Source organism: Massilia sp. LC238 (assembly GCF_000735635.1).
GTDB classification, from domain to species: Bacteria; Pseudomonadota; Gammaproteobacteria; order Burkholderiales; family Burkholderiaceae_D; genus Telluria; species Telluria varians.
On sequence record NZ_JNNN01000078.1, the window covers coordinates 205,604 to 225,531 of the forward strand.

Annotated in this window: 15 protein-coding genes; 12 read left to right on the top strand and 3 right to left on the bottom strand. The window is 65.3% G+C overall.

Annotated features, from left to right (window positions below):
- Window positions 1-13: 13 nt before the first annotated feature.
- The 10 genes from FG94_RS22200 to FG94_RS22245 all read left to right on the top strand — a co-directional run bounded on the left by FG94_RS22200 (window position 14) and on the right by FG94_RS22245 (window position 13,656).
- Window positions 14-1,978: an alginate lyase family protein gene (locus FG94_RS22200; protein WP_036216251.1), complete on the top strand. Its 1,965-nt coding sequence runs from the start codon at window positions 14-16 to the stop codon at window positions 1,976-1,978.
- 27 nt (window positions 1,979-2,005) lie between these two features.
- Window positions 2,006-3,145, top strand: a complete 1,140-nt coding sequence (wecB, locus tag FG94_RS22205) for a non-hydrolyzing UDP-N-acetylglucosamine 2-epimerase (RefSeq protein WP_051997000.1) — start codon at window positions 2,006-2,008, stop codon at window positions 3,143-3,145.
- Entirely contained in the window at window positions 3,142-3,924 is a 783-nt protein-coding gene (locus FG94_RS22210) for a WecB/TagA/CpsF family glycosyltransferase (RefSeq protein ID WP_229446031.1), read from the top strand. The genes wecB and FG94_RS22210 overlap by 4 nt, the downstream gene beginning before the upstream one ends.
- A 194-nt stretch (window positions 3,925-4,118) precedes the next feature.
- Complete coding sequence (gene galE, locus FG94_RS22215) at window positions 4,119-5,117, top strand: UDP-glucose 4-epimerase GalE (RefSeq protein ID WP_036216253.1); 999 nt, start codon at window positions 4,119-4,121, stop codon at window positions 5,115-5,117.
- A gap of 36 nt (window positions 5,118-5,153) precedes the next feature.
- Window positions 5,154-6,332, top strand: coding sequence for a sugar phosphate nucleotidyltransferase (locus tag FG94_RS22220; RefSeq protein WP_036216255.1), 1,179 nt, complete (start codon window positions 5,154-5,156; stop codon window positions 6,330-6,332).
- Window positions 6,329-7,747 (top strand): mannose-1-phosphate guanylyltransferase/mannose-6-phosphate isomerase, encoded by a 1,419-nt coding sequence (locus FG94_RS22225; protein ID WP_036216256.1) that lies wholly within the window; start codon window positions 6,329-6,331, stop codon window positions 7,745-7,747. Before FG94_RS22220 ends, FG94_RS22225 begins: the two co-directional genes overlap by 4 nt.
- 180 nt (window positions 7,748-7,927) lie before the next feature.
- Window positions 7,928-8,668, top strand: coding sequence for a PEP_CTERM-anchored TLD domain-containing protein (locus FG94_RS22230; RefSeq protein ID WP_036216259.1), 741 nt, complete (start codon window positions 7,928-7,930; stop codon window positions 8,666-8,668).
- A gap of 130 nt (window positions 8,669-8,798) precedes the next feature.
- Window positions 8,799-9,839, top strand: coding sequence for a TIGR03790 family protein (locus FG94_RS22235; RefSeq protein WP_229446032.1), 1,041 nt, complete (start codon window positions 8,799-8,801; stop codon window positions 9,837-9,839).
- A 226-nt stretch (window positions 9,840-10,065) separates the two neighbouring features.
- Window positions 10,066-13,029, top strand: coding sequence for an ExeM/NucH family extracellular endonuclease (locus FG94_RS22240; RefSeq protein ID WP_229446033.1), 2,964 nt, complete (start codon window positions 10,066-10,068; stop codon window positions 13,027-13,029).
- Between the two features lie 12 nt (window positions 13,030-13,041).
- Complete coding sequence (locus FG94_RS22245; protein ID WP_036216264.1) at window positions 13,042-13,656, top strand: NF038129 family PEP-CTERM protein; 615 nt, start codon at window positions 13,042-13,044, stop codon at window positions 13,654-13,656.
- Window positions 13,657-13,759: 103 nt separating this feature from the next.
- Here the strand turns inward: FG94_RS22245 and FG94_RS22250 are convergent, their stop codons facing one another.
- Complete coding sequence (locus FG94_RS22250) at window positions 13,760-14,080, bottom strand: hypothetical protein (protein ID WP_036216267.1); 321 nt, start codon at window positions 14,078-14,080, stop codon at window positions 13,760-13,762.
- Window positions 14,081-14,400: 320 nt separating this feature from the next.
- Here FG94_RS22250 and FG94_RS22255 point away from each other — a divergent pair, with 320 nt between their 5' ends.
- Complete coding sequence (locus FG94_RS22255) at window positions 14,401-14,817, top strand: hypothetical protein (RefSeq protein WP_036216269.1); 417 nt, start codon at window positions 14,401-14,403, stop codon at window positions 14,815-14,817.
- Window positions 14,818-14,917: 100 nt separating this feature from the next.
- Here the strand turns inward: FG94_RS22255 and FG94_RS22260 are convergent, their stop codons facing one another.
- Together FG94_RS22260 and FG94_RS22265 are read right to left on the bottom strand one after the other, a co-directional pair.
- On the bottom strand, window positions 14,918-18,121 hold the full coding sequence (locus tag FG94_RS22260; RefSeq protein ID WP_036216271.1) for a S8 family serine peptidase: 3,204 nt from the start codon (window positions 18,119-18,121) through the stop codon (window positions 14,918-14,920).
- Window positions 18,122-18,153: 32 nt separating this feature from the next.
- Window positions 18,154-18,948: an NF038120 family PEP-CTERM protein gene (locus tag FG94_RS22265; protein WP_036216273.1), complete on the bottom strand. Its 795-nt coding sequence runs from the start codon at window positions 18,946-18,948 to the stop codon at window positions 18,154-18,156.
- Window positions 18,949-19,463: 515 nt separating this feature from the next.
- Between FG94_RS22265 and gspG the strand changes: the two genes are divergently transcribed.
- Window positions 19,464-19,895, top strand: a complete 432-nt coding sequence (gene gspG, locus FG94_RS22270) for a type II secretion system major pseudopilin GspG (RefSeq protein ID WP_229446034.1) — start codon at window positions 19,464-19,466, stop codon at window positions 19,893-19,895.
- Window positions 19,896-19,928: the final 33 nt, after the last annotated feature.

The window sequence follows — 19,928 nt, forward strand, 5'->3', positions numbered from 1 at the left end:
CGAGGGGAGAGCTATGAACGCAACAGTTAGGTTGGGATGGCTGGTGAACCGGTTGCGCTGCATGTCGGTCGCCGAAGTCGGCTACCGTGTCCGCCAGGCGGCCGCCACGAAAATGGGCCGGCGCATGGCCGGCCGCACGGCGCCCGCGCCGCTGCCGCGCGCGCGCACGCTGGCCGTGAGCGGCGCCCCCACCCTGGAGCGTGCCGAGATCGAGGCGCTGCTGCTCGATGCCGACCGCATCTGCGCCGGCCACGTGGTGCTGTTCGCCGAGCGCCGCTTCGACGTCGGCGTACCCACCGCCTGGAACCGCGATCCCGACACCGGCGTCGTCGGCCCCTCGGTCTATGCCGGCGACATCCCGATCACCAACCGCGAACTGGTCGGCGACATCAAGCACGTGTGGGAGCTGAACCGCCACCTGCACCTGGTGCGCCTGGCCCAGGCCTGGGCAATCACGCGCGACCCGCGCTGGCTGCATGCGCTCGAGCAGCAGCTGCGCAGCTGGCTGGAGCAGTGCCCGCCGCTCACCGGCCCCAACTGGACCAGCTCGCTGGAACTGGGCATCCGCCTGATCAACTGGAGCCTGGTCTGGCAGCTGGTGGGTGGCGAGAACAGCCCGCTGTTCGAAGGCGAATCCGGGCAGAAGCTGCGCGAGGACTGGCAGGGCAGCATCCACGCCCACTGCCGCAGCATCGCGCGCCACCTGTCGCGCCATTCCTCGGCCAACAACCACCTGATCGGCGAGCTGGCCGGCCTGTATGTCGGCGCCAGCACCTGGCCGTGCTGGAAGGAGTCGGCCGACTGGCTGGAGCAGGCCCGCCGCGAGCTCGAGATTGAAGCCGTGCTGCAGTTCTCGCGCGACGGCGTCAACCGCGAGCAGGCCTTCGCCTACCACATCTTCTCGAGCGAATTCCTGTTCGTCGCCGGCCTGATGGGCCAGGCCTGCGGCCAGCCCTTCCCGCGCCCGTACTGGGCGTCGCTGCAGCGTGCGCTGCGCTTCCTGCGCTCGGTGCGCGATGTCGGCGGCAACCTGCCGGCGGTGGGCGATGCCGACGACGGCTGCGTGTTCCGCCTCGACGCTTCCGGCATGGACCGCGCCGCCCAGCTTCTGGCGCTGGGCGACACCGTATTCGGCGCCCATTCGGACAACCACCCGGGCGTACGCTGGCTGCTGCACGCGCTGCCCGGCCCGCGACCGGATTGCGACCCGCACGAGGTCGACAGCGGCTGGGCCTTCCCCGACGGCGGCTACCTGCTGTTCGGCAACCATTTCGGCGAGCACCAGGAAGTCAAGGGCATGCTCGACTGCGGTCCGCTCGGCTACCTCGGCATCGCCGCGCACGGCCATGCCGACGCGCTGGCGATGACGCTCTCGGTGGCCGGCGAGGAGTGCCTGATCGATCCCGGCACCTATTCCTACTGGCAGGATCAGAGGTGGCGCGATTACTTCCGCGGCACCTCCGCCCACAACACGGTGCGCATCGACGGCCAGGACCAGTCCGTCAGCGGCGGGCGCTTCATGTGGCTGCGCAAGGCCCAGGCCCGGATCGAGCGCATGCCCAGCAGCCCGAACGACTTCGATTTCCGCGGCTCGCACGACGGCTACACCCGCCTGTCGGACCCGGTGCGCCACATGCGCAGCGTGCGCTTCGACGGCGCTAGCAATACCCTGACCGTGCGCGACGAAGTCTCGGCGCGCAAGCAGCACAAGGTCGAGCTGTTCTGGCACTTCGCGCCCGAGCTCGACGTGCGCCTGACCAGCCATGGCCTGTCGGTGCGCGGCAAGCGTTTCGTGCTGCAGATGGGTGTCAGCGGCGCCGATCTGCAGCTGGAACTGGTGCGCGGCGCCGAGAACCCGCCGCTCGGCTGGTGCTCGCGCACCTATGAGTCGAAGCGTCACTGCGAAGTGCTTCGTATCACGACGGTATCGTCCGCCGTCCCCGTCGAATGCAGGTTTACAATAACGTTCCTGCATTAACAAAAAGTTATCATTAGGAAATTCCCGATGCTGATATATCTCGTTGCTGGTGCTCGTCCCAACTTCATGAAGATCGCACCGATCGTGCGTGCGCTGCAGGCGTCCCAGTCCGGGAATGGCCTGTCCTTCAAGATCATCCACACCGGGCAGCACTATGACCGCGAGATGAACGACGTCTTCTTCGAGGAGCTCGGCATCCCGCAGCCGGACGTGTTCATGGCCGCCGGCGGCGGCAGCCACGCCCAGCAGACCGCGAAGATCATGCTGGGCTTCGAGGAGCTGTGCGAGAAGGAATGCCCGGCCGCGGTGCTGGTGGTGGGCGACGTCAACTCGACCCTGGCCTGCTCGATCGTGGCCAAGAAGCTGCAGATCCCGGTGGCCCACGTCGAGGCCGGCCTGCGCAGCGGCGACATGTCCATGCCCGAAGAAATCAACCGCCTCGTCACCGACAGCATCTCGGACTGGTTCTTCGCCACCGAACCGGCCGCTTGCGAGCACCTGCGCCGCGAGGGCAAGGCGGAATCGAGCGTGCACTACGTCGGCCACGTGATGGTCGACAACGTGCTGTACCAGGCCGACAAGCTGGCGCAGGCCGACACCTCCGGATTCGAGACCAGCGCCTTCAAGGCGCAGCAGGGGCGCTACGGCGTCGTGACCCTGCACCGCCCCAGCAACGTCGACGAGCCGGCCACCTTCGCCCGCATCGCCGGCGCGCTCAAGGAGATCGCGCGGGACCTGCCCCTGATCTTCCCGGTCCACCCGCGCACCCGCGCCAACATCGAGAAATTCGGCATCGACCTCGGCCCCAATGTCACCCTGGCCGGTCCGCAGGCCTACATGGCCTTCCTCAACCTGTGGAAGGACGCGGCCGTGGTGCTCACCGACTCCGGCGGCCTGCAGGAAGAGACCACGGCGCTGGGCGTGCCCTGCATCACGATCCGCGAGAACACCGAACGTCCGGTGACGGTCGACGAAGGCACCAACGTGCTGGCCGGCACCGATCCCGAAGCCATCGTGCGCGAAGCCAGGAAGGTCTTGCGCGGCGAGGGCAAGCAGGGCCGCCGGCCGCACCTGTGGGATGGCCGGGCGGCCGAGCGCATCGTCGCGGTCCTGGCAAGGGAACTCGCGGCACGCGATGCCACCCCCATTGCAAAGGAAGCCGCATGAACGCACACACCACGCCACCCACCCACGACCGCATCACCCTGATGGGCTGCCAGGTCGATAACCTGACGATGGAAGAAACGCTGGGCAAGGTCGAGGGCTTCATTCAGTCCGGGCTGCCCCACCAGCACGTGGTGGTCAACGTGGACAAGCTGGTCAAGGCCAGCCGCGACCCGGAACTGCGGCAGATCATCAACGACTGCGCGCTGGTGAACGTGGACGGCATGCCGGTGGTGTGGGCCTCGCGCCTGCTCGGCAAGCCGCTCAAGGAGCGGGTCGCCGGCGTCGACCTGTTCGAGGCGCTGATGCGGCGCGCCGGCGAGAAGGGCTGGCGCGTGTTCCTGCTGGGCGCGCGCGAGGAAGTCGTCAGCAAGGTGGCCGAAACCTATACCCGCAAGTACCCGGCGCTCAAGCTGGCGGGCTACCGCAACGGCTATTGGAAGGGCGAGGAGGAAGAGCGTGCGGTGGCGGAACAGATCCGTCTAAGCAATGCCGACCTGCTGTTCGTGGCGATCAGTTCGCCCAAGAAAGAACAGTTCCTCGGTAAATACCAGGCCCATATGCGGATTCCTTTCGCGATGGGCGTCGGCGGCACCTTCGACGTCGCGATCGGCAAGGTGAAGCGGGCCCCGCTGTGGATGCAGAAATCCGGGCTCGAATGGTTCTACCGTTTCCTGCAGGAGCCGCGCCGCATGTTCCGGCGCTACTTCATCGAAGACATGGCCTTCATCGGGCTGTTCTGCAAGGAAGCACTCAAGGGCAGGCAGGCCGGTCAGGGATAGGACGGCCGCAGAAGCCGCCTACACAAGAATACAAAAAGCCCCAAGACAAGAATACGCGGAGACCGCATCATTGTGCCGGATCGCTTCAGGCGGCCGGCGCCGTTTTGTGCGTGGGTTTTCGCCGCAGGGGTGATATGCTACGCCATTGATTGCCACATTATTAATACATTTCATATATCACAGAGAGAAACACAATGAAGATCCTGGTTACTGGCGGTATGGGCTACATTGGCTCGCATACCGTCGTCGAGCTGCAGAACGCGGGCCACGAGGTGGTCGTGGTGGACAACCTGTCCAACGCGGTCTCGTCGGTGCAGGAGCGTGTGCAGCGCATCACGGGCAAGAACTTCGTCTTCGAGGAAGCCGACATCCGCGACCGCGCGGCGATGGAGCGCATCTTCGGCCTGCACAAGGTCGACGCCGTAATCCATTTCGCCGGCCTGAAGGCGGTGGGCGAATCGGTGGCGCAGCCGCTGCGCTACTACGACAACAACGTCAACGGCAGCGTGATCCTGTTCGAGACGATGGCCAAGTTCGGCGTGAAGACCATCGTGTTCTCGTCCTCGGCCACCGTGTACGGCGACCCGGCCTCGGTGCCGATCCGCGAAGACTTCCCGCTCTCGGCCACCAACCCCTACGGCCGCAGCAAGCTGATGATCGAAGACATCCTGCGCGACCTGGCCAAGGCCGAGCCGGACTGGCGCATCGCGCTGCTGCGCTACTTCAACCCGGTCGGCGCCCACGAGAGCGGCCTGATCGGCGAAGAGCCGAACGGCATCCCGAACAACCTCGTTCCCTACATCGCCCAGGTCGCCAACGGCCAGCGCGAGCAGCTGTCCGTGTTCGGCGGCGACTACCCGACCCCGGACGGCACCGGCCTGCGCGACTACATCCACGTGGTGGACCTCGCGATCGGCCACGTGAAGACCCTCGATCGCCTGGCCAAGGAGCCGGGCATCGTCACCTACAACCTCGGCACCGGCCGCGGCAACAGCGTGCTGGAAATGGTGCGCGCCTTCGAGCAAGCCTGCGGCCGCAAGATTGCCTACCAGATCGTCGATCGCCGCCCCGGCGACGTGGCCCAGTGCTACGCCGACCCGGCCAAGGCGCGCGAAGAGCTGAACTGGACTGCCGAACGTGATGTCGCCCAGATGTGCGCCGACGTGTGGCGTTACCAAACCACTGCCAAATAAGCACGGCCAAACAACCCATATGCAAAGGACGGTCTGATGAAAGCCATGATTCTCGCTGCAGGCAAGGGCACGCGTGTGCGTCCGCTCACCTATGACCTGCCAAAACCCATGATTCCGTTACTGGGCAAACCGGTAATGGCCTACCTCGTCGAACACCTGAAAAAGCATGGCGTGACCGAAATCATGGTCAACGTCAGCTGGCTGCACGAAAAGATCGAGGAATACTTTGGCGAAGGCGAGCAGTTCGGCGTCCAGATCGGCTACTCGTTCGAGGGCTACATCAACAACGAGGGTGAGGTCGTGCCCGAGCCGATCGGTTCGGCCGGCGGCATGAAGAAGATCCAGGAATTCGGCGGCTTCTTCGACGACACCACCATCGTGCTGTGCGGCGATGCCCTGATCGACCTCGACCTCAAGGCCGCGCTGCTCGAGCACCGCCGCAAGGGCGCGATGGCCACCGTCATCACCAAGGAAGTCCCGTGGGACAAGGTCTCGTCCTATGGCGTGGTGGTCACCGACGCCAACGGCCGCATCACCGAGTTCCAGGAGAAGCCGTCGGAAGCTGAAGCAAAGTCCAACTTCATCTCCACCGGCATCTACATCTTCGAGCCGGAAGTCATCGACATGATCCCCTCGGGCGTGCCCTTCGACATCGGTTCCGAACTGTTCCCGCTGCTGGCCGAGCGTGGCCTGCCGTTCTATGCCCAGGGCCGCCCCTTCAACTGGCTCGACATCGGCACCATGAGCGACTACTGGGAAGTGCTGCAGACCGTGCTGACCGGCGAGGTCAACCACATGGACGTGCCGGGCATCCAGATCGAGCCGGGTGTCTGGACCGGCCTGAACACCAGCATCGACTGGGAAGGCACCACCATCGAAGGCCCGGTCTACATCGGCTCCAACGTCAAGATCGAAGCCGGCACCCGCATCGTCGGCCCGACCTGGATCGGCCACGGCAGCCACATCTGCGAAGGCGCCGAGATCGTGCGCAGTGTGTTGTTCGAATACACACGAGTGTTGCATGATGTAACATTGCACGAAATGATCGTTTTCAAGGACTACAGTGTCGACCGCAAGGGCGAGATGAAGCATGCCTCCGAGTATTCTTCGCAGGAATGGCTGAATGCGCGCGACCGCCGCCGTTCGGTCCGCAAGGAAATCGATGGCGTAGCCCAGAACGCAATTCAAAAGATCAAAGAGAAAGCAAGCGCATGAAAATTTATCCAGTCATCCTCTCCGGCGGCGCCGGTACCCGTCTGTGGCCGTTGTCGCGCGCCGTGCTGCCCAAGCAGCTGCTGCCGCTGGTAGCGGACCGGACCATGCTGCAGGAAACTGCGCTGCGGGTGGCCGAATGGCCGGGAGTGATGGCGCCGCTGGTCGTGTGCGGCAACGACCACCGCTTCATGGTGGCTGAACAACTGCGCGAGACCGGCATCACCCCGCTCGGCATCCTGCTCGAGCCGGTCGGCCGCAACACCGCCCCGGCGGTGGCCGCGGCTGCCCACTACCTGAAGGCAATCGACCCGGAAGCCATCATGCTGGTGCTGCCGGCCGACCACGTCATCGTGGACGGCGCCGCCTTCCGCGACGCGGTCGAGCGCGCCGTCACGCTGGTGTCGCAGGGCGCCCTGGCCACTTTCGGCATCGTGCCCAAGACCCCGGAGACCGGCTACGGCTACATCCGCCGCGGCGAACAGGTCGCCGGTTGCGGCGACTGCTACAAGGTGGCGCGCTTCGTCGAGAAACCGGATGCCGCCACCGCGCAAGGCTTCCTGGACGAGGGCGGCTACTACTGGAACAGCGGCATGTTCATGTTCCATGCCGAGCGTTTCCTCAAGGAGCTGCAGGAGCACGCGCCGGCCATCGCCGACGCTGCCGAGAAAGCCGTCAGCACGGGCTACCGCGACCTCGACTTCTGCCGCCTGGAAGAAAAGGCTTTCTCGGACAGCCCGTCCGATTCGATCGACTATGCGGTGATGGAAAAGACCGTCGATGCCGCCGTGGTGCCGGCCGACATCGGCTGGAACGACGTCGGTTCCTGGTCGGCGCTGTGGGAGGTGCAGCCGAAGGATGCCAACGGCAATGCCCAGCGCGGCGACGTCTACCTGGACAACGTGAAGAACTCGCTGGTGCGCGCCGAATCGCGCATCGTGGCCGTGGTCGGCGTGGAAGACCTGGTCGTGGTCGAGACCCAGGACGCGGTGCTGGTCACCCACAAGGACCAGGTGCAGCGCGTCAAGCAGGTGGTCGACCACCTCAAGTCCAAAGCCCGTACCGAGCACCTGCACCACACGCGCGTCTACCGTCCGTGGGGCCACTACGAGGGCATCGATGCGGGCGACCGTTTCCAGGTCAAGCGCATCACCGTCAAGCCGGGCGAGAAGCTCTCGCTGCAGATGCACCACCACCGCGCCGAGCACTGGGTCGTGGTGTCGGGCACCGCGCGCGTGACCTGCGGCGAGAAGGTTTGCCTGCTGTCGGAAAACGAGTCGACCTACATCCCGATCGGCATCACCCACCGCCTGGAAAACCCGGGCAAGATGCCGCTGCACCTCATCGAAGTGCAATCGGGCAGCTACCTCGGCGAGGACGACATCGTCCGCTTCGAGGATATCTACCAGCGCGCCTGAGCTTCGGTGGTGTTGTAGCAAGGTGGGCGGCTCGTGTTCTGGTCCACTGGACCAGAACACCCCACCTTGCGTATACGGGCGCGTTATGAAGCCGCGTCCGCTTGCATAGCGGAACCGTGTGAACCCCTTCCGGAACGCGGGCATACAATGCCCGCAACTGAACCGAGCGAGGGGGCATCCATGAAAACAATGCTTGCGGCATCGAGCCTGGCCATCAGCATGAGCCTGGGCCTGGCTGCGCCTGCGGCGCATGCCCAGAACGGCACGCCGCTGCTGGACCTGGCCCTGTACGGCCAGCTCGAGCGCTGGCTCGGCGCCGGTCCGCTGGACCTGCGCAACATCTACACGCGCGAGCAGGGCCACAATTCGCGCGACTTCCATGCGGCCGCCGATGGCGCCGGCATGAACTTCACGCTGCTGCAGGTGACCAACGATTTCGGCCAGAGCTGGATCGTCGGCGGCTACAACCCGCAGAGCTGGTCGTCGACCGACGGCTGGCACGAAACCCCGCGCGACTGGCAGCGCACTGCCTTCATCTTCAACTTCACCGACGCCAAGCTGTGGCGCCAGGTCCAGTCCGAAGACATCTTGCCGAACCGCGGCCTGCGCCAGACCTTCAACGAACCCAACCACGGCCCGACCTTCGGCGCCGGGCCCGACCTGTTCGTCAACGACCGCCTGAACGCGGCCCTGTCGTGGCAGGTGAGCTATGGCGACGGGCTCTCCGAGGGCACCAGCATCATCGACGGCAGCACCGGCGGCCAGCTGTTCCGCGTCGACGCGCTCGAGGTGTATTCGATCTCGCTGGTGCCGGAACCCGGCAGCACGGCGATGTTCGTCGGCGGCCTGGGCGTGCTGGGCTGGGCGGCATGGCGGCGGCGCGCCGCTGCGGTCCCTGCCGGCAAGGCACGCAAGCACTGAAAAGCACCGGAGGGCAGGGTGCGGATCGTCGCTTGAGGGTTTGGCAAGCTGTGGCATGATGGCGGCGGAGCCAGGCTCCGCCCTTCGTCCACCTTGCGACCGATCCATGCGACTGAATCTGCAAACTCGTTTGCGTGCGCCTTTGCGTGCCATCTTCTGCTGTTGCCTGGCGGCCTTGTGCCTTGCCGGCGTCCTCCACGCGCCGGACGCCCATGCCGCCGGCGCCGCCGCGCTCAAGCCCGAACAACTGGCCATCGTCATCAATGACGAAGACCCGCACAGCGTCGCGGTCGGCGCCTATTATCGCAAGCGCCGCGATATCCCGGCCGCGAACGTGGTGCACGTGCGCATTCCAGGCAAGCCGCGCAGTATCAGCCCGGCCCAGTTCCGCCTGCTGAAGGAAGAGATCGACAGCCAGCTCGGTCCCGGGGTCCAGGCCGTGCTGATGGTCTGGACCGCACCCTATGCGGTGGACTGCAATTCGATCACCGGCGCCTACACCCTCGGCTTCGACGGCGGCCAGTGCACCAGGACCTGCGCACCCGGACAGCCGAGTGCCTATTTCAACAGCAAATCGGCGAAACCCTTCAGCGAGCACGGGATGCGGATCTCGATGCTGCTGCCCACCGAGTCCGTGCAGGAGGCAAAAGCGCTGATCGACCGCGGCGTCGCGGCGGGCTTTCGCACCGTGCCAGCCACCGCCTACTATCTCGCCACCTCGGAAAAGGCGCGTAACACCCGTGTCGGTTTCTTCCCGCGTCCCGGCCGTATCCCGGGCCGCCGCCTGGCTACCCGCGTCATGCAGGCCGACGTGCTGGAAGGGGTGAAGGACGTGCTGGTCTACCAGACCGGCATGGCGCAAGTTGCCAAGCTCGAGACCCTCGGCTTCGTGCCCGGCGCCCTGGCCGACCACCTGACCTCGCTGGGCGGCGACCTGCTCGGCAACAGCCAGATGAGCAGCCTGCGCTGGCTCGAGGCCGGCGCCACCGCCAGCTACGGCACCGTCAGCGAACCCTGCAACCACTGGCAGAAGTTCCCCAATCCCTCCGTCCTGCTGCGCCACTACCTGAGCGGCAACAGCGCCATCGAAGCCTACTGGAAGAGTGTTGCGTGGCCAACACAGGGGCTATTTATTGGCGAACCGCTTGCCGCACCGTATCGCGGACGTTAGCAGCAAACTAGCCATACATACACAGCAGTAACAGCTTCTCTTTCCGCCCGTAAATAAAAGGGCAGGTTTGCTCGCGCCTGTCTGTCATGAATTTGTCACTGTGTCGATTTACTATCAATTTTGCTAATGGTAAATTTCATTTTGCTAACGTTATCCACGTTCAACCTGACCAGGACTCTTCATGAACATGCATGTTGCACCGATTTGCCGACCCGGGCGACTCACCATGCTGGCCGCGCTACTCGCCGGCCTCGCTACTCCTGCCTTCGCCGCGCCCAGCCCTGTCGTGATCAGCCAGGTGTACGGCGCAGGCGGCAATGCCAACGCCGCCTGGAACCGCGATTTCATTGAACTGTTCAACCGGAGCGACAAGGCGGTCAGCCTCGGTGGCTTGAGCCTGCAATACCAGGCTGCCGGTGCCAGCAGCAACTGGGCGTCGTTTACCGCATTGCCGAACGTAATGCTGGAACCCGGCCAGTACTTCCTGGTGGGCGCCGCCTCCGGCGGCTCGGTGGGCGCCCCGATCGGTGACGTGGACCACAGCACCAACTCGATCAACATGTCCGGAACCACCGGCAAGATCGCGCTGGCCGAGTCCACCACCCTCTTGAGCGTCGCCGACGGCGGCGGCAAACTGGTCGACCTGGTCGGGTTTGGCACTGCCAGCCGATACGAAGGCGCCGCGGCCGCACCTGCGCCATCGACCACCACTTCCATCCAGCGCCTGGCGCTCGGCTGTACCGATACCGACCAGAACGCTGCCGACTTCGAGGCCAAGGCGGTCACCGGTCCGCGCCGGACCACGTCGGATCGCAATGTCTGCCTCGGGGGCGGGGATCCGACACCGCAGCCGAAGCCGATCGTGACCAGCTGCCCTGCCAGCGTCACCGGCCAGCAGGGGACTGCCTTCAGTGCAGCCCTGAGCGCCAGCGACGCCGACAGCATCGTCAACGCCGCCAGCATCAGTTCGGGCGCCGTTGCCGGTATCTCGCTGGCCAACTTCAGCGCGGCCGGCGCGAACGGCGCGAGCGCCAGCGTCAGCCTGGTGGCCGATGCCTCGGTCGCCAGCGGCATCCACCAGGTCGCCGTCAAGTTCACCAATAACGACGCGCAGGAAGCCAGCTGCACCGTGAGCGTGAGCGTGAGCGGCACGCTGACGATCCCGCAGATCCAGGGCAGCGGCGCGACCAGCCAGTACCGGAACACGGTCCAGACCACGAGCGGCGTGATCACCCACAAACTTCCAGGCGGCGGCTTCTTCATCCAGGACGCCGGCGGCGACGGCAACCCGGAGACGTCCGACGGCCTGTTCGTGTTCGGCGCCACCACCGCTGCCGCCGTCGGCGACCTGGTGCGCGTGACCGGCACCGTCCTCGAATACACGCCAAACGGCGCGACCCGCTCCTACACCGAACTGAGTAACGTTACTTCCGTGACCCGCGTCGGTGTCGGCGGCGCCGTGGCGCCCACCAACATCGAGCTCCCCAACAGCGACCTGGCACGTTACGAAGGCATGCTGGTGCGCTTCGTGGGCGGCCTCACCGTCAACCAGACCGCCTACCTCGGCGAGCGCGGCGAACTGACGCTGTCCAATGGCCGCCGCGAACTGCCGACCAACCGCTACGTGCCCGGCTCGAGCGATGCGATCGCGCTGGAAGCGGCGAATGCACGCAACATGGTCGTGCTCGACGACGGCATCTTCACCACCCCGGCCCAGGTTCCCTACCTGTTCGCCGACGGCACCGTGCGCGCCGGCGACACCGTCAGCGACCTGACCGGCGTGCTCGATTTCGGCGCCATCGGCGGCGGCGGCGCGGCGTTCAAGGTGCAGCCGACCGAGGCACCGGTGTTCTCGCGTACCAATCCGCGCACCGAAGCTCCAGTGCTCGCAGCCGGCAACGTCAAGGTGACGAACGCCAACGTGCTGAACTTCTTCACCACCTTCACCAACGGCGGCGATGCCTGGGGCGGCACCGGGAAGGGCTGCACGGTCGGCACGACGACCCGCGCCAGCAACTGCCGCGGCGCCGACAACATGGCCGAGTTCGAGCGCCAGCGCGACAAGATCGTCGCCTCGCTGAAGGCGATCGACGCCGATGTCGTGGGCCTCAACGAGATCCAGAACAACGGCGACGTCGCAGTCGGCTATTTGGTCGACCAGCTCAACGCAGCCTACGGCAAGCCGACCTATGCGGTGGTGCCCAAGCCGGCCGCCCTGGGGACCGACGCCATCCGCGTGGCGATGATCTACAAGCCGGCGGCGGTGTCGCTGGTCGGCGGCGCGCTGTCGGACGGCCACGAGGTCAACAACCGCCCGCCGATGGCCCAAACCTTCAAGGCCGCCAACGGCGCGAAGTTCTCGATGATCGTCAACCACCTGAAGTCGAAGGGTGGCTGCGGCGGCGCCCAGCCGGGCGACACCGATAGCGGCGATGGCCAGGGTTGCTGGAACAAGACCCGCATCGAGCAGGCGCAGCGCCTGGTCAGCTACTTCATTCCGCAAGTGCTTGCCGCTTCCGGCGACCCCGACGTGCTGGTGATGGGCGACCTGAACTCGTACGGTTTCGAAAACCCGATCACCTACCTCACCTCGAACGGCCTGGTCAACCAGATCGAACGCTTCGTGCGCCCGAAAGGCATCGCCTATTCGTACATCTTCGGTGGCCTCAGCGGCTACCTCGACCACGCATTGGCCAGCACCTCGCTCGACCCGCAGGTGGCCGATGTGGCCGAGTGGCACAACAATGCCGACGAGCCGGAAGCGATCGACTACAACCTGGGGGATAACGCCGTGGATCCGTACGTCAAGAACGCCTACCGCGCGTCGGACCATGACCCGGTGGTGGTCAGCCTGAACCTGACCCCGACTTTCTCGAACGTGACGTCGAGCTTCACCATTTACCGTTCGGGCCTGGCCCTGAACCGCACGACCGGCCAGTACAGCGGCACCTACCGGTTCACCAACAGCACCGGCGCCGCGATTTGGGGCCCCTTCCATGTAGAGCTATCTGGCCTGCCGGCCGGCGTGACATTGGCCAATGCGAGCGGCACCCGCAATGGCAATCCATACATCACCGCCGGCACCACCACGCTTGCGCCCGGTGCGAGCGTGACAGTGACGACGCTGTTCAACAACCCATCGAAGGTCGGCATCAATTACAACGCGACCATCTACAACGGTTCATTCTAAGGAATACGATCCATGTTCAATGTAAAGACCTTGTTGCGCCAGGCAGCCCTGGCCCTCGCCTTGGCAAGCAGTTCGCTGGTGGCGCTGGCCGGGCCGGTCAGCTTCCATGTGGATGTCGAGACCAGCGGACGCTCGGGCGCCGCCTACCTCGACCTGCAGTTCAATTCGTTCCCTGGGGCCAGCCCGGTAACGGCGACGATCTCGAATCTCACGGGGATGTTTGGCGGAGTCAACGAGGCCGACCAGGTGGTGTTCAATCCGGACGGCAGTTTCACCCTGGCCAACCTGCCTGACCTGGGCAGCTACCTCAAACTGGACCTGCTCCTTGGCGGCGCGTTCGGCTATGACATCCTGTTCAGCGACGACCACAGCGCCGCCACCGGCATGGACGGCAGCATGCTGACGGTCGGCCTGTTCGACGACAACGGCGCCATCGGCCAGGATTACGGCGTCGTCCGCTTCGAACTGGCCCCGGGCCTGGGCATGCTGGAACCTTTTGCCGATCCGGAATTCGCCGCTGTCGGCGCGGGGCCGGTGGCGGACGTGCCGGAACCTTCCGACGGCCTGCTGATGCTGACCGGACTGGCCCTGCTTGGCTTGACGCTACGCCGCCGTTCAGTGCGCTGAGCGATGATGGGCGGCCATGGCCGCCATAAAAAAAACACACCACGCCGTTTGCGGCTGGTGTGTTTTTTTATGGAGAACCGGGGCGCCTGACCGGCGCCGCCAGTCAGGACTGTTCTGCCGCCGCGCGGCGCATCGCATCGATACGGTAGGCTTCGGCATTGCCGTCGATGATGCGCAGGCTGGTGCAGCCTTCGGCGGCGCAGTCCGGGGCCGGGTTGTTCGGGCCGGCGGCGGCGGCGACGGCCGGGCCGGTCGACACGGCAGCGGAGGAGGCTGCCGCGGTGGCGGTTGCGGCGACACCCAGGTCGCTCTGGACTGCCGAGCCGAGCGTCATCGGAGCCTGGGTCTCCTGCTGGCCTGCGCCGCAAGCGGTCAGGAGGGTGGTCAGGGCAATGGCGGCGAAAGTACGGAAGGAGATGTTCATGATCGTGCTGTTGAGCGAACTCGTCTGTAACGTGGTCTATTGTAGTGAGTAAATTTTTCCAGTGCTCAATTATTTTCGTTATCGAACAGAAAATATTAAGATTTAGAAATAAAAATGCGCGAAGTTGGTGGCCGTTGAGCGCAGTTCGCGTATCTGTTTTTAATGAAATAAAAAATTCTTCAAGGAAATTGATGTCCTACGGCAACAGTCAAGTGTGACCGTACAACGATGTCACCGCGGTTTTGCTGTCGTCCTGGCAAGCCCAGCCATGCATACGGGATTCGCTTGACCACATGTTGGCAAGAAGGGAAGATGGAGCCATGCGAAAACTCATCCTTGTCTTCCTGCTCGGCTGCGCCGCCTGCACCACCCAGGCCCAGGACCCGCCGCGTCAACGGGCGCCTTCCTCGAACGCACCATCGGCCACGGCCCCGTCGGATACCCTCGGCAGCCTGCGCGCACTGGCCGGCGACGCCGCCTGCAGCGACAGCGCCCAGTGCCGTACGCTCCCACTCGGCGCGCGTGCCTGTGGCGGGCCGGAGGCCTACCTGGCGTATTCGATCGCGAAGGGATCCGAAGCCCAGTTGCGTAGCCTGGCCGAGCGTTACCAGGCCGAGCGCAGGGCAGCCAACAAGGCATCCGGAATGATGTCCACTTGCCAGTTCATGCCCGATCCGGGCGCGGTCTGCCAGGCGGGGCGCTGCCAGCTGGGCACCGGAGAGGCGCTGGCGCGCTAGGCGCGGATACGGCGACCCGACATGAAAAAACACCCTGCACGCCGAAACTTGCAGGGTGTTTTCATTTGCGCGGGCCGGCCGGGAGCCGGCCCTTGCCAACTCAGTCGGCTGCGGCGACCAGTGCCGAGCCTTCCTCCCTGACCTGCTTGGCGGCCGGGGCCGGGGTCGGGACCGGATTGGTCGCATCCACTTCCAGCAGCGAGGTGCCGAGCGTGGTGCTGCCGTCCAGGTAGCGAATCGCGCCGAGGTAGCGGGTGCCCGGTGTCAGGTCGGACCAGCTTGCCACTGCCGACGAGGTGCCGCCCACGAACACGCTGCTTGGCAGGGTGACCTTCAGGTTGCCGCCGATGTCGGCGCTGCCGACCACCCACGATGCCAGGGTGTAGGTGGCGCTGCCGCCGCGTGGTGCGTAGCCTGCCACGCAGACACGGTAGGTGCCGGCCGCCGGCGCCATCAGCGTCACCATCTCGTTCGAGGTGGCGGTGCCGCTGTAGCCGACCTGGGTGTCCGCCGAGTTGAAGACGATCAGGTCGAGGTCATCCGCGCCGCCGGCCTTGAAGCCGCTGGTGTCGATGTCGCGCAGCGAGAAGCGGGCCACCATGGTGCCGGCCGGGATGGTGACGCTGGTTGCCGTCACGCCTGCCGAGCCGCCGGCCTTGCACTCGGCCACGCCGCCGTCTGCCGCCAGGGTGCGGCCGACCGACTGCTCCGCCAGGGTCGCCGGCTTCAAACCGCCCTTGAGCGAGGTCAGCTTGCCGGTGAAGCCGCTGCCGATGGTGAAGACCTGGTTGCCGGTCACCTGTTCGCTGTGCAGCAGTGCAGGGTTGGTGAAGGCTTGCGGACGGGCGGTCAGCGGGCTGCGCACCACGTGGACCCCGTCACGCCATTCCAGCGCGCCGAAGCTGTATGCGTTCATTGCCGCGGTGGTGCGGGTCAGATTGACGCTGAACGTACCCTTGGCGCCTGGCGCCAGCGTCAGCGATGCCGGCACCACCGACACGGTGAAGCCCGGCAGCGATGCGGTGGCGTTGTAGGTCGAGGACTTGTCCGACACGTTGGTGACGGTACGGGTCAGCGTGATCTTGCCCAGCACGCTGCCCGCGGTCAGCGACGGCAGGTTCAGGTTGTAGGCCGGGATGCTGCCGAACGCGCTGCAGGTGGCAGCGGTGAACATGCCGCCGATGCCGCAGCCGAAACGCACATGGTCGGTCACGCCCGAGTCGTACACCAGGCCCGGATCGGTGGCCATGTTCGGCACCACGTGGCCGGCGCCCTGGCCCCATGGCAGCTGGCCGGCGGATGCGCCGGTGCGGCCGTCGGGGAAGGTCGCGGCGGCGGTGGTCATCAGCGCCGACTTGATGGCCGCCGGCGACCAGTCCGGGTGCAGCTGCTTGAGCAGCGCCGCCAGGCCGGCCACGTGCGGGCTCGACATCGAGGTGCCCTGGTAGGACGCCCAGGCGACGTTCGGCACTTCGCTGCCGTTGGCGATCGCGTCGCGTTCGGACTGGGTCTTGACCGGGGTGACGCCGGCGATCACGTCGACGCCCGGCGCGGTCAGGTCCGGCTTGAGGATGCTGGTGTAACCCTGGTTCGGGCCGCGCGACGAGAAGCTGGCCATGACCGGCGCCGGGGTGCTGCCGACCTGCGGGCTCCAGGCCGAGATCGCGACGGTGGCGCCGCTGTTGCCCTGCACGTAGCTGCGCAGTGCGGTGCCGTCGGCCAGGCTGATGTGGACCGTCGGCACGGCGTGCACTTCCGAGACGAGGGCATTGGCGGTATCGATCAGCACCATGCCGGCGCCGCCGGCCTCTGCCACGGCGCGGCTCTTGTCGACGCGCGCGCTGTTGCCGCGTTCGCACAGGACGACCTTGCCCGCCACCAGGCTGGCGTCGAGCGCTGCCGCAGCGCCGCCACCGAAGCTGACGCGGTCGGCCGCCGTGTAGCACAGGCGGCGCGCCTCCTTGTCGAGCGTGCTCAGGCTGGCATACGGCACCACGCCGGCATCGCGCGCCGAGATCGCCGGGGTGGCCGGCAGCGCGGTCGTGTTGAGCGACGCGCCCACGTACTTGATGTTGGCGCCGGTGGTGGCGGTGGCGCCGTTCAGGCGGTTGTGGGTCGAGGCGGCGACCGTGGTCACCCATGGGCTCAGGTGGGCCACGGCGTTGTTTGGACCGCTGTTGCCGGCCGACGCGGCGACGAACACGTTGGCATTGGAGGCGCCGAAGAAGGCCAGTTCGACCGGGTCGGTGACGCTGGTCTGCGAGCCGCTGATCGAGAAGTTGATGACGTTGACGCCATCCTTGACGGCCTGGTCGATCGCCGCGACGCTGTCCGAGTTGTAGCAGGAGTTGCGGGTGCCGCTGCCGTCCGGGTTGGTGGGGTCGATGAAGGTCCAGCAGACCTTGTACGCCGCGATGCGTGCGGCCGGGGCCATGCCGCTGGCGCGGCCCATCGGCACGCCGTTCAGCGTGACCGGGGCGCCGTGGTTGCCTCCGGCGGTGGTGGCGGTGTGGGTGCCGTGGCCGCCGTGGCCGGACGGGCCGTCCACCGAGTCGCGCGGCGAGGTGAAGTCGGACCAGTGCTGGACCCGGCCGCTCTGCTTGAAGGTGGTGTTGAAGTAGCGTGCGCCGATCAGCTTGTTGTTGCAGTTCGATGCACTGAAGCCTTCGCCGGTCTGGCAGATGCCTTTCCAGCTGCTCGGGGGCGCACCGAAGGCCAGTTCCCCGGAAGCGTCGAAGGTCGGGTTGCCGTTGGCGTCGACGCGATCGGCGAACGAAGGATGCTCCGGCCAGATGCCGCCGTCGACGATGCCGATGACGACGCCGTCGCCGGCCTTGCCCACGCCGCCCTGCTGCTGGTTCCACAGGCCTTGCGCCTTGTCCAGGCCCAGGAAGGTCGGGGTGAAGTTGGTGTCGAGGGTACGCTCTTCGTCGGCGGTGATGGCGGCGACGGCCGGGTCGCGCTTCAGGGCCCGGACTTCGTCGTCGGTCATCAGTGCCGCAAAGCCGTTGAAGACCACGTTGTACTTGTGGGTGACGTTGGCCTGGTTGACGTTCGCCAGCACGGTGTTCTGCTTCTGGTCGAGGTAGCTGATGTAGGCCTGGACGTCGCCGGCGTTGACATTGAGCTGCTGGCCGGCGGCCGGCTTGGTGGCCGGCAGGCCCGCGATGTCGCCGGTGTAGGTGGCGACCGGCTTGTCGGCCAGCTGGACGATATAGGAGCGGCGCACCTCATCGGCGGACGCCTGCATTGCCACGCTCGACAGCAGTGCGAGGACGGCGAGGGATACTGGACGCAGTTTCATTCTTGTTCCTTGTTCTATGTCGGGGGCGCGGTTTATTTGGCGCGGCGGCGCGAGGTGGCGGTCAGGCCGGCCATGCCGAGCAGCAGCAGGGCGATCGAACCCGGTTCCGGAACGTCGGCCAGGCGCACGTTGTCGATGCCGAACTGGGCCTGGTTCTGGGTGAAGGCGCGCTCGCTGATGCAGTCGCCGTTGCCGTCGAACAGGCAGGCGCTGATGGTCAGGCTGCTCAGCACCGCCGAGCGGAAGGCGGCATCGACGTCGAAGCGGTCGAAAACGAAACGGCCGGCGGTGTTCTGGCCGGAAAAATCGGCGCCGGCGACGATCGAACCGCCTGCGGCGATGGTGCCGCTCAGGATCAGCCGGCCATAGCTGAAGTTGGGCAGGCCGCCGATCGGGCCGACAAAGCCGAAGTCCAGGCCCTCGAACCTGAAGGTCTGCGTGCCGGTGGTGTTGAAGATGCTCAGCCGCCCATCGTTGAGGCCGGCGTAATAATTGCCGTCGGCGCCGACCGGGCAGGACGTGATCAGGCAGGCGAAAACGTTTTCCGAATCAATTAGCGCGCCAACCCCACCCCATTCGTCAGGCTCCGCAGTGGCGCTGTTGCTGACCTCCAGGCGGTAGTTGTCGCTCATGAAGGCGTCGCCCGTGTTGTAGGCCGTGTCGCCCGCATTCAGCTGGTCCGACACGATGTTCTGCACGTCCTCGAACGTGATCACGCCGGCGTGCGCGGGAGCAAATGCGCCGAGTGCACCGATGGCGGATGCGCACAGCAGTTTTTTCAGGGCGACGGGGAGGGAGGGCGCGGTGGATCGGATATCGCGTTTCATCAGTCGAGTTACCTTTATCGTTAGGGTTATGTGGTAATGCCGTAATGCTGTGCCGTTGTTGCTGGCTTGTTGCTAATTGAACATACATTGCCCACATTTTCCGTTGCGGGTTGTCATGAAATATATCAATGGAAACAACAAAAAAGTAAAAAATTTTAACGTGGAAAATTTTTTAGTTAGGCAATCTTTCAGAAGTAAATTCTGTTTCTCCTAATAAAGTTGGATGTGAAATAGATTGCGAACATGTAAGAAAATTGCGACAGCCCTTGCGTGCATCACTGGCGCGCTTTTTTGTTTTATGGCAGAGCTTTTTCCATGTCACTGCCCTGTTTGACGTCAGGCTTGACGGTCATGAAAGAAAAGTTGTCTCAACTGATGGGCCCGTGGTAGCCTGCTCGGCGCAGCGCGTCGTGACACGCAGGCGGCAAGTACGCAGCACCGGCCCCGCACGGTGCGATCGGCGCGCAAGGTCTTATTGATGGGGCAATCGAGGAGTCAGTCAGATGTATGCAGCAATGAAAGATTTCCAGATCAAGGGCCGGCGCGCCCATGGTTTCACGCTGCTCGAACTCCTGGTGGTGATCGTCATCATCGGCCTGCTTGCCGCTTATGTCGGCCCCAAGTATTTCTCGCAGCTCGGCAAGTCCGAAGTCACGGTGGCCAAGGCCCAGATCGACGCCTTCGACAAGTCGCTCGACACCTATCGCCTTGACGTCGGCCGCTATCCCAGCACCGAAGAGGGCCTGAACGCGCTGATGGTGGCGCCGCCGAGCGCGGGCGCGAAGTGGAACGGCCCCTACCTGAAGAAGGGCGTGCCGCAGGACCCGTGGGGCCGTGCCTACCAGTACCGTTCGCCGGGCAGCAAGGCCGACTACGAGATCCTTTCGCTCGGCAAGGACGGCCAGCCGGGCGGCACCGGAGACAACGCCGACATCTCCTCGCAGTAACGCCAGTCTTCGGTCTCTCGTTCCAGTACCAGC

Coding starts and splice junctions, on each gene's coding strand:
- FG94_RS22265 (WP_036216273.1), bottom strand. CDS start 18,948: ATGAAACGCGATATCCGATCCACCGCGCCCTCCCTCCCCGTCGCCCTG.
- FG94_RS22200 (WP_036216251.1), top strand. CDS start 14: ATGAACGCAACAGTTAGGTTGGGATGGCTGGTGAACCGGTTGCGCTGC.
- FG94_RS22210 (WP_229446031.1), top strand. CDS start 3,142: ATGAACGCACACACCACGCCACCCACCCACGACCGCATCACCCTGATG.
- FG94_RS22240 (WP_229446033.1), top strand. CDS start 10,066: ATGCTGGCCGCGCTACTCGCCGGCCTCGCTACTCCTGCCTTCGCCGCG.
- FG94_RS22260 (WP_036216271.1), bottom strand. CDS start 18,121: ATGAAACTGCGTCCAGTATCCCTCGCCGTCCTCGCACTGCTGTCGAGC.
- FG94_RS22225 (WP_036216256.1), top strand. CDS start 6,329: ATGAAAATTTATCCAGTCATCCTCTCCGGCGGCGCCGGTACCCGTCTG.
- FG94_RS22245 (WP_036216264.1), top strand. CDS start 13,042: ATGTTCAATGTAAAGACCTTGTTGCGCCAGGCAGCCCTGGCCCTCGCC.
- gspG (WP_229446034.1), top strand. CDS start 19,464: ATGAAAGATTTCCAGATCAAGGGCCGGCGCGCCCATGGTTTCACGCTG.
- galE (WP_036216253.1), top strand. CDS start 4,119: ATGAAGATCCTGGTTACTGGCGGTATGGGCTACATTGGCTCGCATACC.
- wecB (WP_051997000.1), top strand. CDS start 2,006: ATGCTGATATATCTCGTTGCTGGTGCTCGTCCCAACTTCATGAAGATC.
- FG94_RS22255 (WP_036216269.1), top strand. CDS start 14,401: ATGCGAAAACTCATCCTTGTCTTCCTGCTCGGCTGCGCCGCCTGCACC.
- FG94_RS22230 (WP_036216259.1), top strand. CDS start 7,928: ATGAAAACAATGCTTGCGGCATCGAGCCTGGCCATCAGCATGAGCCTG.
- FG94_RS22250 (WP_036216267.1), bottom strand. CDS start 14,080: ATGAACATCTCCTTCCGTACTTTCGCCGCCATTGCCCTGACCACCCTC.
- FG94_RS22220 (WP_036216255.1), top strand. CDS start 5,154: ATGAAAGCCATGATTCTCGCTGCAGGCAAGGGCACGCGTGTGCGTCCG.